Source organism: Hymenobacter segetis (genome assembly GCF_054776495.1).
Genome location: NZ_BAAHBV010000003.1, coordinates 423,357 through 435,923, shown reverse-complemented (window position 1 = coordinate 435,923; position 12,567 = coordinate 423,357). Strand labels below are relative to the sequence as shown.

Below are 12,567 nucleotides of genomic sequence, written 5' to 3'. Positions count from 1 at the left end.
GCCGTCGGCAGGTAAACGGCCATCGGCTCTCACCACGGATTAACTCTACTCGTTGCGCTTGATGTCGATTTCGCGTTGATGGTCGTTGGGGTTCAGGAAGGGGATGCGCACGCGCAGCTCCTGGCCTTCGTGAATGGCATCGATGCGGGCCACATCCAGATTGGTGGGCAGGTCGAGGGTTTGGACGAAGAGCGGGGCGGCCAGTTGGTCGTCGGGTTCGTGGCGGTAGTCGCTGAATACGGTCAGTTTCTGCTGGTTCAGCACCACGCGGAAGCTGTTGGCCGACACGGTGGGCATGGCCACGCGCACAATCACGCCTTTCGGGTGGCGGTCGATGCGAAGCTGTGGCTGGGCCACGCCCCCACCGATGGTGTTGAGCAGGTCGAGCTGAGGGGCAATGCTATGGATGAATTTCGAGCTGATAAGTTTCATGGCAGGGAGCCGCAAATAGAGGCGGCTTCGGACGGGTAATTACAAACGATGTACCAATCTGAATCACGGCTTATCTGCGCTGAATATCAGCCATATTGACGGCCGTTTTTATGAAGATTTCCTGATTTCGGCCAGGATGACCGGGACCCGGTATTTTGGCCAAAAATTCCGGACGAAATGGCGCAATTGCCCCCTGTTGACTCGTTTTCCACCCTACTAAAACCGACTGGTCAACCCGAAGTGGATTTTGGAGGATTTCAACTCGAAAGCCTGATTATTGGCCCGCCCTACCGAGTACACGAACTGAAACAAGCCCGCTGCCGTGCGGAAGCTCAGCCCCGCGCCCACGCCGGTGGGCTGGTCGCTGAACCGGTCGTTTTCGATGTCGTGGCGCAGGTAGGCCTGGTCGGTGAATAGAAATGCGTAGGAATCGGGCCCGATGAACTGCCGAAACTCGGCCGTAGCCACGGCGTAGGAGCTGGTGTAGAACTGGTTTTCGTTGAAGCCACGCAAGGAATTCAGACCGCCCAGCCGGAACAAGTCGTTGACAAACAGGCGCGGATTGAGCAGGCCCTCGCCGCGCAGGCGCAGCAGCAATACGCCCGCCCGCTTCACCGGGAAGTAGCGCTCGGCGCGCAGTCCGAAGGAGTATTGGGTGGAATTGAGCGGAATGCCGTCGTAGAGCTCGGGCTTCAGCTCGCCGTTTTTGATGATTTTCTTGGTGCCTACCGCGCCCTGGGCATTCACGAGGTAGCCGCGGTGCGGGAAAAATAAGTCATCAAGACTATTCCAGGCGTAGCCGATACCGTAGGAATTGTACTGGGAATCAATGGTATCGGGCAGCACGGTTTTTTGCCGCAGCGTGGTGTCGAGCAGAAACGAGTTGCGCTGCTCGGTGAAAAAGCTGACGCGGCCGGCCCGCGCCGTGGGGTAGGTCACCTGAAGGCGCGGCCGCAACGTGAGGAAGGCGTTGGTTTGCTTGTAAAGGTTGAAGGTGCCGGCCACTTCCAGCGGCGTGCCGAAGAAGTTGGGGTGCACGTATTGGGCATCGAGCAGCTGCGAGATGGCGTCGGTTTTGCGCCATTGCAGGCCCAGCTGCTTGCCGCCGCCCTTGATGTTGCGCAGGTTGATGGTGACGTCGCCGGTGAATTGCACGCCGGTTTGATTGGCGTTCGAGTTCGGCAGAATGCCCACGATGGCGTCGAACTGGTTGCTCGGCCGGTCGTCGAGCAGCAGGTACACCCGCGCCCGGCCCAGGGCGAAGCGTACTTCGGGCTCGGCCCGCAGCTTCACGTAGGGCAGCTGGCGCAATAGCTGGGCGGCGGCGGCCACGCGCTGCTGGCTGAAGGGCTGGCCCGGAAAAATCTGAAGGTACTTAGTCAGGAAGCGCTTCTTGGTCTTGCTGTTGCCCACAATCTGGAGCGAGTCGAACACCACCACGCGGCCCCGCTTAAGCACCACGCGGCCCGCGATGTCGTGCCCGCTGAGATGCACGGAATCGAGGCCGACGGAGGCGAAGGGGAAGCCCTGGTTTTCGGCTTCGGTGAGGATGCGCTCCTGGAGCTTCACCCAGTCTTCGGGCACGAAGGGCGTGCCCCGGAAGAACTTTTCGCGGTAGCCGGCGCGGGTCAGCAGGCCGTCGCCGAGGTTGCCGTTGCGCAGGTAGGCCCAGCGGAACTGCTCGCCCACGTACAGGCGCACCCGCACAGTGTCGCGGCTCCAGTGCAGCTCATCGGCCGAGGCGGTTAGGTAGGAATCCCCTTGCAGGCCCAACACCAGCTCGCGCACCTCGCGCAACGCGCTTAGGGAATCGGGCACGCTGGCGCGCACCTTGTAGCGGCGCAGCACGGGCCGGTCGGCGGCTTCAGTTTCGAGCACCAGCAGGCGCGGGTGGGCTAGTACCCGGCGCGTGGCCGCCGCCGAAGCCGGCGTGGCACGAGGCGGCAGGGTAGGGGTGGCTAGGCCGGGCTGGTTGGGCACATTGGGGTCGAGGCCGGGCGTTTGGGCGGCGGCCAGCCACGGCGTGGCCAGCCAGCCGAACAGCAGCATTCCCCAAAAGCGCAGTAGAAACATAGTCATTCGGGGGGATAACGCAGAGGACGGTGTTTAATTTCCCGAAGGTAAAACTCCCGGCCGGTGCCTGGTGGGCTGTCAGGAATGTGCGTGTCAGAAATTATTTTCTGACACGCACATTCCTGACAAGGGTATTGAACTCCTTGGTCGGCGGCATCTGGGAAGCGGTACCTTTGTGGCGGGGCAATTTGCTCCTCGAATCTGCACAATCATGGCCGGCCTTTACCTCCACATTCCTTTCTGCAAGCAGGCCTGCCACTATTGTGACTTCCATTTCAGCACCTCGCTGGGGCTGAAAAGCCGCTTGGTCGATGCCATCGTGCGGGAAATTGAGCTGCGGCGCGACTACCTCGGCGCGGGCACTGCTTTAGAAACCATTTACTTCGGCGGCGGCACCCCATCGCTACTCACGGCGGACGAATTAAACCAGATTTTCGCCGCCATTCACCGCCATTTCGCAGTATCGCCGCAGGCCGAAATAACCCTTGAAGCCAACCCCGACGACCTCAGTGCCGCCAAGCTGCACGAGCTAAAGTCCGCCGGCATCAACCGCCTCAGCATCGGCCTGCAAAGCTTCTACGAGCCGCATTTGCGGATGATGAACCGCGCCCACACCGCCGAAGAATCAACCACCGCCGTGCGCCGCGCCCAGGACGCGGGCTTCGAGAACATCTCCATTGACCTGATTTACGGCGTGCCCGCGCCCGGCCACCACATCTGGGAAGCTGATTTGGCTAATGCTTTCGCGTTGGGCGTGCCCCACGTTTCGGCCTATGCGCTCACCATCGAGCCGGGCACAGCCTTCGGCCACCGCCTGCAAAAAGGCACCTTCCGGCCCGCACCCGATGAGTTCGTGGCCACGCAGTTTGAGATGCTGCTGGCCGCCATGCGCGCCCACGGCTACACGCAGTACGAAATCAGTAACTTCTGCCAGCCCGGCCGCGAGAGCCGCCACAACGCCAACTACTGGCGCGGGGTGCCCTACCTCGGCCTTGGCCCCAGCGCCCACAGCTACGACGGCCGGAACCGCCAGTTCACCCTCGCCAACAACCCACAATACGTGGCCGCCGTGCTGGAGCGTGGTGATGTGCCCGTGACCGTGGACGAACTCACCGCCACCGACCGCGCCAACGAGTACCTGCTCACCACCCTACGCACCGCCCGGGGCTGCGACCTGGCCCACCTGCGCACCCACCACGGCCTCGACCTGCCCAGCACCCGCGCCGCCTACCTCGCCGAGTTGCAAGCCAACGGCTGGGCCACTATCCAAAACGAAGTCCTTACCTTGACCGACGCGGGCAAGCTCCTGGCCGACCACATCACGCTGGAGCTGTTCCAAACCCCTGCCGTAGCCGAATGAAACTACTGAGCGACAGCATTGCCGACGACGCCGACTTCTTCGTGGAGCAGATTTACGTCGTGGCCATTGTCTTCGATAACACCGATGACGTGACCGTGTGGGCTACCACGTTTTTCGATAACGACACCCATTTCTTCCACCTCGCGCTGCCCTTCAAGGCGCTTGATACCCTCCTCAGCCTGGCTCATACCCGCGCCGAAGCCCTCCAGGAAGAAGTAGCCGATGCCCTGGCCGCCGCCGACTGGCCCGCCCTGCTCGAATTCAACGCCGACGACCGCCCGCCCGTGCCCCTGCCCAGCGTGGCCCTGAAACTGTCTGTTACCTACCCCGCTACCGAAGACGGCGAGCTGGAAGGCGACGACCCCGATGACCCGCAGCCCCACAACATCTTCTACCTCGAAGGCGTATTCGTGCGCCTCGATATGTAAGGTGGCATGATGGCCGCTTCGCCGCCCATCTTTTACCTTATTCCCGGCCTCGGTGCCGATGAGCGGGTATTTCAGTTTCTGCGCCTGCGGGGCGAAGTCCACGTCTTACACTGGCTTTTGCCGCAAAACTCAGCCGAAGACTTGCCGCACTACGCGGCTCGCCTCGCGGCGGCAATTCCACCGGAACAGGCGTGCTGGCTGTTGGGCGTTTCCTTCGGCGGCGTTTTGGCGCTGGAAGTGGCGCAGCTGCGCCCTTTGGCGCGGGTAGTGCTCATTTCCAGCTTTGTGGGGCCATCAGAACTACCTTGGATTGGGAAGCTGGCCCGAATCACGGGCTTATATCACTTGGTGCCGCCACAGCTGTTGCCTCGGCTACCGCGGGTGGCCGGTTGGTTTTTCGGCGTGAAAACCGGACGTGATTACCAGCTGCTCCGCCAGATTCTGCAGGATACCGACCCGGGTTTCACACGCTGGGCTATTGCGCGGCTCCTGCAATGGCCGGGCCGCACCTCGCCAGCTGCCATCCGCATCCACGGCACCGAGGACCGGCTGCTACCCACCAGAACCGCGCACAGCCAGTACATTTTGCCCGGCGGCCACCTTATCATCATCAGTCAGGCCGCCGCAATCAGTCGGATTCTGAACCAACTTGCGGCTGAAACTGCAGCCCTTTCCGCCGTTGCGTAAGCTGCGTCATCGGTACCTGCCCACCCTTAAACTATCCGCTAAGTGCTTCCCACCTATCCCTTCGCCGGCCGCACCTACACCTACAACCCCGCCGCCCCGCTCGATATCTCCCTGCCGCTGGCTCCCGGCGAGGACCAGGTGAACTGCTTCTGGGCCGAGCCCGTGCAGTTCGATACCATTCGGGTGGGCAGCTTTGTGGGCAGCGTGGCGCTGGGCGGCAGCACCAACTACCAGCGCATCCACGTCACGCCCCACGGCAACGGCACGCACACCGAGTGCTACGGCCACATCTCGCCCGACCCGGCCATTACGCTCAACCAGTGCCTGCGCCGCTTCCTGTTCGTGGCCCGGCTGGTGAGCGTGGCCCCGCGTCCCCAGCCCAACGGCGACCTGGTCGTAATGCTGGCCGACGTGCAGGCCGCGCTGCAACAGCAGCCCAACCGCGCCCTCCCCGAAGCCCTCGTCCTGCGCACTCTACCCAACGAAGCCGCCAAACGCCACCGCCACTACTCCGGCACCAACCCCACCTACATCGAGCCCGCCTTGGCTGAGTGGCTGGTCGAATACAACATCCAGCACCTGCTGCTCGACCTGCCCAGCGTCGACCGCGAAGAGGATGCCGGTCAGCTCCTAGCCCACCACGCCTTCTGGCAATACTCCGCCCAGCCGCGCCGCGAAGCCACCATCACCGAGCTCATCTTCGTGCCCGATGAAATCGAAGACGGCCTCTTCCTGCTCAACATCCAAATCACCAGTCTGGAGCTCGATGCCAGCCCCAGCAAGCCCGTGCTCTACCGGTTGAGTTTGCCAGCGGCCTGACTTGTCGCTGCCGCTACTGCTGCAACCAGAGTGACTTTGGCTAAATCCGTCCGGTGAATTGCCACTTCATCCCCTCACCCAATTCAATCTCAACCGGTATTTTGGGCGTTAGGCTGGGCGTGGGCCAGCGCTCACCCAGCCCCGGTTGCAATGACTGCTAGATAAGCCCGATATTGCTTGAATGCTGCGAGTTAGCGCATTGCTGACTTAAGCCGGGCTCAGGTTTTCAACCGCTTTGCTTCCTTCTTTCCAATGCCATTGCTAGCTCATCGGTTGCGCGTTTTTGCGTTGGGTATCGGGTTGCTGCCCGCGCTGGCCGCTCCTGCGCGGGCCCAAACAGCGCCCACCGCCGCCCCGCCAGCTTCAGCGCCCAGCCCCCGGCTGCTGCTGAAGAGCGGCCTGCGCCTCACCCACCTCTTCTACCTGCCCGATGCCCGCAGCTGGCAGCTGCTGTTGCCCATCTCATTCGGCCTCGAATACCGCCTGCGTCCCCGGCTCAGCGCCTACGCGCAGGCCGAAGCCGATATCTCGGCCGGCCGGGCCCCGCGTGGCCGGCGCGGCTCGCCGCTGCTGCCCACGCCCGGCACCAGCGTAAGTCTGGGAGCTCGTTACTACTTCAACCAACCTGCCGAGGCCCAAGCCAGCCCCGAGCCCTGGGGCAACTACGTAGCCTTGGAAGCCAGCGCCGAACTCGCGCAGCTCAGCAGCCGGCGCGGGCGGCGGGGCCGGGGCCTGAGTGTGGGCCGCGTCACGCCCGCCCTGTTTGCGCTATGTGGCACGCAGCACCGTGGCCCCAGCCACCGCCTGCTTTACGACCTCAATGCCGGCCTCGGCATCGAAGCGCCTCCGGCTTACTCAGCCGAGGCTGGCACCCGCCCGCCCTGGGACGTAGCCGCGCAGGTAAACCTGCGGGTTTACTTCGCCAACCAGCACCACGCGGCCAAAGCCAGCCAGCCCTGAACCCACTGGCAGCAAAGCCACAACGCCAAAAGGGCTGCCCGGTTAGAACAGCCCTTTTAACTTACAATCGGTGGGCAATTAAGCCGGAACCGAAACTACTTCGCGGGGGATAACCGTCACGAACGAACGGTCTTTGCGGCCCTTGCGGAACTGAACCTCGCCGTCAACCAACGCGAACAGCGTGTGGTCTTTGCCCATGCCAACATTGGCACCGGGGTGGTGAGCAGTACCGCGCTGACGCACGATGATGTTGCCGGCAACGAGGGCCTGGCCACCGAAGATTTTTACGCCGAGACGTTTGGAATGCGATTCGCGGCCGTTGTTGGACGAGCCGACACCTTTCTTGTGAGCCATGGTATTTAAGCTTAAGCTACTGGCAATGAACCGGTAGCGGCTGGGTTAAGATTGAATCAGGTAGCGAGCCAAAAGCTCAGACTAACCGATGCTGTTAATCATTACTTTGGTGAACGACTGACGGTGGCCGTTCATTTTCTGGTAGCCTTTGCGGCGCTTCTTCTTGAAGACCAGAACTTTGTCGCCTTTTACGTGGGCGATGATGGTGCCGGTTACGGCTACTTTCAACTCGGGCGCACCGACGGTGATGGTGCCGTTGTCGTCGGTCAGCAGGGCGTTGCCCAGCGTTACTACGTCGCCAACGTTGCCGGCCAGTTTGTGAGCGTAAACGAATTTGTTGGCCTCAACCTTGGTCTGCTGGCCAGCTATGTTAACAATTGCGTACATCAGCTTTCGCGGGTTTTTCTGAAATGGGAAGGCAAAAGTACGACTTTGATTTGGGAAATCCAAACCCTAAGTTCTTAATCATCATTGGCTGCCCGGCATCGGCCGCCCCAAAAGCGCCCTGCCGTGGATGAAGCGCAGATTAAGCCCAGATTAAAAAACGGAGCGAATCAGACCAAAAAACAGTCGGTTTGGGGACAAGTGGGTTTATCCACAGGGCTAATGTGGATAAGTGGGGGCAAAAGGGCTGATTTTGAAGGGGATTTCAATTCTAAGCTCAGCTAAGAAACCCGGCAAAAACTCCTGCAACTGGCCTGAAAAAAATGTGGACTTAGCTAAAAAAGAGCGAATAAAAAAGCTAATCGGGTGGGCAATCGGCCTGCCGGGCGGGCCTATATTTGGTGTTGGAAGGCCGGCCGCGTTTCTGACGTTTGGGCCAAACATCTGCCCGAACGTGGGGGTTAGCCTGCCGTCTTCCACGCCGAAAACCGCCATCAAGCCCCGAGATATTATGGAACCGCTCCTCGCCGAAAACCCCAACCGCTTCGTGCTATTTCCCATCCAGAACGATGAGGTGTGGCAGTACTACAAGAAGTCGCAGGCCTCGTTCTGGACGGCCGAGGAAATCGACCTGAGCCAGGACCAGAAAGACTGGAACAACCTGAACGACAACGAGCGCCACTTCATCAAGCACGTGCTGGCCTTCTTCGCCGCTTCCGATGGCATCGTGAACGAGAACCTGGCCGTGAACTTCATGCAGGAGGTGCAGATGCCCGAGGCGCGCTGCTTCTACGGCTTCCAGATTATGATGGAAAACATTCACAGTGAGACCTATTCGCTGCTGATTGATACTTACATCAAAGACCCTAAGGAAAAGGATTACCTCTTCAACGCCCTCGAAACGGTTCCCGCTGTGCAGAAGAAAGGCGAGTGGGCCCTGAAGTGGATTAACTCGGAGAACTTCGCCGAGCGCCTCATTGCCTTCGCGGCGGTGGAAGGCATTTTCTTCTCTGGTTCGTTCTGCTCCATCTTCTGGCTGAAGAAGCGTGGCCTGATGCCCGGCCTCACGTTCTCGAACGAATTGATTTCGCGTGATGAAGGACTGCATTGCGACTTCGCCTGCCTGCTCTACAGCTACTTGCAGAACAAGCTGCCCGAGGCGCGGGTGCAGGCCATCATTGCCGATGCGGTGCGCATTGAGCAGGAGTTTGTGACGGATGCATTGCCCGTGAGTCTGATTGGCATGAACGCCAAGACGATGGCGCAATACATCGAGTTTGTGGCCGACCGCCTGCTGGTGTCGCTGGGCTGCGGCAAGATTTATAACGCCACCAACCCCTTCGATTTCATGGAAATGATTTCGGTGCAGGGCAAAACAAACTTCTTCGAGAAGCGCGTGGCCGAGTACCAGAAGGCCGGCGTGATGAGCGAGCGCAACGACAATGTGTTCTCGCTCGACGAGGACTTCTAGGCCTCGGCAACAAGAAAAGCGGACTGACAGGCAACCCGGTGAGAACATTCTGCGAGTTGCTGACCAGAAGGCTCCGCGCGCCGCGCGGGGCCTTCTGTGTTTAGTTTTAGTCCTCCACCTATCATTCCTTTCATTGCATGAAATACGCTTTACTGCTACTACTGCTGAGTGCGGTGATGCCCGGTGCCTATGCCCAAGCGCCGGCCAATCCCGCTCCTGCGGCCGCGACCGCGCCCACGGCGGCCATGCTCCAGCGCTACACCACGGCCAACGGGCAAACTACCTTCTTCTCCACTGCGCCGCTGGAGGATATTGAGGCGCTGAACTCACGAGTGGCGGCCATCTTCGATTTGAACACGGGGCAGCTGGCATTTTCGATGCTGATGAAGGACTTTCAGTTTAAGAACTCGCTGATGCAGGAGCATTTCAACGAGAACTACGCCGAGAGTGAGAAGTATCCGCGGGCGCGCTTCACCGGCACGCTGGTGACCCGGCCCGACGAGGCGACGCTCCGCAGCGGCCCGCAGCCGGTGTACGTGCAGGGCCAGCTCACCATTCACAATGTGAAGCGGAAGGTGCGGGTGCCGGGCACCTTGCAGCTGCGCGGCAACGACTTGGTGGTGACGTCCAAATTCAGCGTGGCCCCGGCCGACTACAAGATTAAAATCCCGGCGTTGGTACGGAATAATATCGCCAAATCCATTGATATCAGTGTGATACTGACCTGCCAGCCGGGGCCGACGGGCACGGCGAGTATCGCCAAATGACCTGGTGTTAGCTTGAAAGGAAAGCCCGCCCTGCGATTGCAGCGGCGGGTTTTTTTGTGGGTAGCAACCCCGATGCAAACGCCGTTGAAAGGTGAATCAATAGCTGGATATGGCTGCTACAATGTGGAGGTTTTTTGAAAAAATGGCCTGGCGTCCCGTTTGGGCCCTTTGTGGAAAACTTCCCCATTTTTTCCTTGCCCTCCCCAAAACCAAGCGGTAATTTCCGGGATTGAATAACTAAACGGCTCTACCAACTGCCGCCGTTCTCTTTGCCCTTTCCACAACTGAATGAACGACTTGCCGCCGGCCCTGTGCCGCGCCGGCGACATTCTTATATAAGCAAAAACCCACAACCAAACACCACTGGTATGCTAGTAATTAAACGCGACGGTCGCCGCGAATCCGTGAAGTTTGACAAAGTCACGGCGCGGATTGAGAAACTGTGCTACGGCTTGCACATGGATTTCGTGTCGCCGATTGAGGTGGCTAAGAAGGTGATTGACGGCATCTACGACGGCGTGACCACCGTGGAGCTCGATAACCTCGCCGCCGAAACCGCTGCCTCGCTCACCACCAAGCACCCGGACTACGCCATTCTGGCGGCCCGCATTGCCGTGAGCAACCTGCACAAGGTGACGTCGAAGTCCTTCTCGTCGACCATGAAGCGCCTCTACACTTATGAGGACCCGAAGAATGGCGACAACGCCTCGCTCATCGCCACCGATGTGTGGGAGGTGATTCATAAGAATGCCCACACGCTGGACTCGGCCATTATTTATGACCGGGACTACAACTACGACTTCTTCGGCTTTAAGACGCTGGAGCGCTCGTACCTGCTACGCCTGGAGGGCAAGGTGGTGGAGCGGCCCCAGCACATGCTGATGCGCGTGTCGGTGGGCATCCACAAGGAGGACATTGACTCGGTTATCAAGACTTACAATCTGCTGAGCGAGCGGTGGTTTACGCACGCTACGCCGACGCTGTTCAACGCCGGCACGCCGAAGCCGCAGATGTCGAGCTGCTTCCTGCTGACGATGAAGGACGACTCCATCGACGGCATTTATGATACGCTGAAGAACTGCGCGCTGATTTCGCAGTCGGCCGGCGGCATCGGGCTTTCGGTGAGCAACGTGCGGGCCACGGGCTCTTACATCAAGGGGACCAATGGCAACTCGAACGGGCTGGTGCCCATGCTGAAGGTGTTCAACGACACGGCTCGCTACGTGGACCAGGGCGGCGGAAAGCGCAAGGGCGCGTTCGCCATTTACCTGGAGCCCTGGCACGCCGACATTTTCGAATTCCTGGACCTGAAGAAGAACCACGGCAAGGAGGAAATGCGCGCCCGCGACTTGTTTTACGCCCTTTGGACGCCCGACTTGTTCATGAAGCGCGTGGAGGAAAACGGCGACTGGACCCTGATGTGCCCCCACGAATGCCCCGGCCTCGACACGAGCTGGGGGCCGGAATTCGAGAAGCTGTACATGAAGTACGAGCGCGAAGGCCGGGGCCGCAAGACCATCAAGGCGCAGGAGCTGTGGTTTGCCATTCTGGAAAGCCAGACGGAGACGGGCACGCCCTACATGCTGTTTAAGGACGCGGCCAACGGCAAATCGAACCAGCAAAACCTGGGCACGATTAAGTCGAGCAACCTGTGCACCGAGATTATTGAGTACACCGACAAGGACGAAATTGCGGTGTGCAACCTGGCCTCGCTGGCGCTGCCCCGCTACCTGGTGACGGACGCCAAGGGCAACACCACCTTCGACCACGCCAAGCTGTACGAGGTGACCTACCAGGCCACGCTGAACCTGAACAAGGTGATTGACGTGAACTACTACCCGGTGCCCGAAACGCAGAAGTCGAACTTCCGCCACCGGCCCATCGGGCTGGGCGTGCAGGGCCTGGCCGATACGTTCATTGCCCTGCGTATGCCCTTCGAGAGCGACGAAGCGTCGGGCCTGAACAAGGACATCTTCGAAACCATCTACTTCGCGGCCATGACGGCTTCGAAGGACCTCGCCATCAAGGACGGGCACTACGAAACCTTCCCCGGCTCGCCCCTGAGCCAGGGCAAGTTCCAGTTCGACCTCTGGGGCGTGACGCCCGACTCGGGCCGCTGGGACTGGGAGAGCCTGCGCGCCGAGGTGGTGAAGCACGGGGCCCGCAACTCGCTGCTGGTGGCGCCCATGCCCACGGCCAGCACCGCCCAGATTCTGGGCAACAACGAGTCGTTTGAGCCCTACACGAGCAACATTTACGTGCGCCGCGTGCTCAGCGGCGAGTTTATGGTGGTGAACAAGCACTTGCTGAAGGACCTGGTGGCCCTGGGCCTCTGGAACGACCAGATGAAGCAGGAAATCATCGCCGCCAACGGCTCGGTGCAGGGCATTGCCCGCATTCCGCAGCACATCAAGGACCTGTACAAGACGGTGTGGGAGATTTCGCAGCGCCGCATCATCGACCAGGCCGCCGACCGCGGGGCCTACATCTGCCAGAGCCAGAGCCTGAACCTGCACGTGCAAAACGTGAACTTCGGCAAGCTCACCAGCATGCACTTCCACGCCTGGAAGCGCGGCCTGAAAACCGGCATGTACTACCTGCGCACCAAAGCCGCCGCCGACGCCATCAAGTTCACGGTGGAAAAGCAAGCCGCCGAAACCCTGGAGCCTATGGCCTTGGTCGAGCAGAACCAAAGCGACATGAGCTGCTCGCTGGATAACCCGGAGGGCTGCGAGGCCTGCGGGTCGTAGTTTAAAGTCAAGTAGTTAAAAAGGGAAGGGTTGTTGGAAAATAACCCTTCCCTTTTTTGTGTCCTTTCCACACCTCGAGATT

13 protein-coding genes are annotated in these 12,567 nt (G+C 60.2%); 8 read left to right on the top strand and 5 right to left on the bottom strand.

Going from position 1 to position 12,567, the window contains the following annotated elements; translation table 11 throughout:
- Nucleotides 1–45: 45 nt before the first annotated feature.
- A complete protein-coding gene (locus tag ACYU70_RS18840; protein ID WP_460616072.1) occupies nt 46–432 on the bottom strand; it encodes an Hsp20/alpha crystallin family protein in 387 nt (128 codons plus the stop codon).
- Nucleotides 433–648: 216 nt separating this feature from the next.
- Entirely contained in the window at nt 649–2,511 is a 1,863-nt protein-coding gene (locus ACYU70_RS18835) for a BamA/TamA family outer membrane protein (protein ID WP_342298025.1), read from the bottom strand.
- A gap of 205 nt (nt 2,512–2,716) precedes the next feature.
- Between ACYU70_RS18835 and hemW the strand changes: the two genes are divergently transcribed.
- The 5 genes from hemW (at nt 2,717) to ACYU70_RS18810 (ending at nt 6,759) form a co-directional block, all read left to right on the top strand.
- Nucleotides 2,717–3,865 (top strand): radical SAM family heme chaperone HemW, encoded by a 1,149-nt coding sequence (gene hemW, locus ACYU70_RS18830; protein ID WP_342298024.1) that lies wholly within the window; start codon nt 2,717–2,719, stop codon nt 3,863–3,865.
- A complete protein-coding gene (locus ACYU70_RS18825) occupies nt 3,862–4,293 on the top strand; it encodes a hypothetical protein (RefSeq protein ID WP_342298022.1) in 432 nt (143 codons plus the stop codon). The genes hemW and ACYU70_RS18825 overlap by 4 nt, the downstream gene beginning before the upstream one ends.
- Nucleotides 4,294–4,299: 6 nt before the next feature.
- Entirely contained in the window at nt 4,300–4,980 is a 681-nt protein-coding gene (locus ACYU70_RS18820; RefSeq protein WP_342298021.1) for an alpha/beta hydrolase, read from the top strand.
- Nucleotides 4,981–5,022: 42 nt separating this feature from the next.
- Nucleotides 5,023–5,799 carry a cyclase family protein gene (locus ACYU70_RS18815; protein WP_342298019.1) on the top strand — a complete coding sequence of 259 codons (777 nt, stop codon included), beginning with the start codon at nt 5,023–5,025 and terminating at the stop codon, nt 5,797–5,799.
- Between the two features lie 252 nt (nt 5,800–6,051).
- Nucleotides 6,052–6,759: a hypothetical protein gene (locus ACYU70_RS18810; protein WP_342298017.1), complete on the top strand. Its 708-nt coding sequence runs from the start codon at nt 6,052–6,054 to the stop codon at nt 6,757–6,759.
- A 78-nt stretch (nt 6,760–6,837) separates the two neighbouring features.
- On the opposite strand, the gene rpmA is transcribed toward ACYU70_RS18810, so the two are convergent.
- The 3 genes from rpmA to ACYU70_RS18795 form a co-directional block, all read right to left on the bottom strand.
- Complete coding sequence (gene rpmA, locus ACYU70_RS18805; RefSeq protein WP_168671389.1) at nt 6,838–7,113, bottom strand: 50S ribosomal protein L27; 276 nt, start codon at nt 7,111–7,113, stop codon at nt 6,838–6,840.
- Nucleotides 7,114–7,194: 81 nt separating this feature from the next.
- Nucleotides 7,195–7,500 (bottom strand): 50S ribosomal protein L21, encoded by a 306-nt coding sequence (gene rplU / locus ACYU70_RS18800; protein ID WP_342298016.1) that lies wholly within the window; start codon nt 7,498–7,500, stop codon nt 7,195–7,197.
- A gap of 216 nt (nt 7,501–7,716) precedes the next feature.
- Nucleotides 7,717–7,992, bottom strand: a complete 276-nt coding sequence (locus ACYU70_RS18795; RefSeq protein WP_460616071.1) for a hypothetical protein — start codon at nt 7,990–7,992, stop codon at nt 7,717–7,719.
- A gap of 16 nt (nt 7,993–8,008) precedes the next feature.
- Between ACYU70_RS18795 and ACYU70_RS18790 the strand changes: the two genes are divergently transcribed.
- The 3 genes from ACYU70_RS18790 to ACYU70_RS18780 all read left to right on the top strand — a co-directional run bounded on the left by ACYU70_RS18790 (nt 8,009) and on the right by ACYU70_RS18780 (nt 12,485).
- A complete protein-coding gene (locus ACYU70_RS18790) occupies nt 8,009–8,968 on the top strand; it encodes a ribonucleoside-diphosphate reductase small subunit (RefSeq protein ID WP_342298013.1) in 960 nt (319 codons plus the stop codon).
- A gap of 137 nt (nt 8,969–9,105) precedes the next feature.
- Entirely contained in the window at nt 9,106–9,735 is a 630-nt protein-coding gene (locus tag ACYU70_RS18785) for a YceI family protein (protein ID WP_342298012.1), read from the top strand.
- Nucleotides 9,736–10,103: 368 nt separating this feature from the next.
- Nucleotides 10,104–12,485: a ribonucleoside-diphosphate reductase subunit alpha gene (locus ACYU70_RS18780; protein ID WP_342298011.1), complete on the top strand. Its 2,382-nt coding sequence runs from the start codon at nt 10,104–10,106 to the stop codon at nt 12,483–12,485.
- Nucleotides 12,486–12,567: the final 82 nt, after the last annotated feature.

Coding starts and splice junctions, on each gene's coding strand:
- ACYU70_RS18840 (WP_460616072.1), bottom strand. CDS start 432: ATGAAACTTATCAGCTCGAAATTCATCCATAGCATTGCCCCTCAGCTC.
- ACYU70_RS18835 (WP_342298025.1), bottom strand. CDS start 2,511: ATGACTATGTTTCTACTGCGCTTTTGGGGAATGCTGCTGTTCGGCTGG.
- hemW (WP_342298024.1), top strand. CDS start 2,717: ATGGCCGGCCTTTACCTCCACATTCCTTTCTGCAAGCAGGCCTGCCAC.
- ACYU70_RS18825 (WP_342298022.1), top strand. CDS start 3,862: ATGAAACTACTGAGCGACAGCATTGCCGACGACGCCGACTTCTTCGTG.
- ACYU70_RS18820 (WP_342298021.1), top strand. CDS start 4,300: ATGATGGCCGCTTCGCCGCCCATCTTTTACCTTATTCCCGGCCTCGGT.
- ACYU70_RS18810 (WP_342298017.1), top strand. CDS start 6,052: ATGCCATTGCTAGCTCATCGGTTGCGCGTTTTTGCGTTGGGTATCGGG.
- rpmA (WP_168671389.1), bottom strand. CDS start 7,113: ATGGCTCACAAGAAAGGTGTCGGCTCGTCCAACAACGGCCGCGAATCG.
- rplU (WP_342298016.1), bottom strand. CDS start 7,500: ATGTACGCAATTGTTAACATAGCTGGCCAGCAGACCAAGGTTGAGGCC.
- ACYU70_RS18795 (WP_460616071.1), bottom strand. CDS start 7,992: ATGGCGGTTTTCGGCGTGGAAGACGGCAGGCTAACCCCCACGTTCGGG.
- ACYU70_RS18790 (WP_342298013.1), top strand. CDS start 8,009: ATGGAACCGCTCCTCGCCGAAAACCCCAACCGCTTCGTGCTATTTCCC.
- ACYU70_RS18785 (WP_342298012.1), top strand. CDS start 9,106: ATGAAATACGCTTTACTGCTACTACTGCTGAGTGCGGTGATGCCCGGT.
- ACYU70_RS18780 (WP_342298011.1), top strand. CDS start 10,104: ATGCTAGTAATTAAACGCGACGGTCGCCGCGAATCCGTGAAGTTTGAC.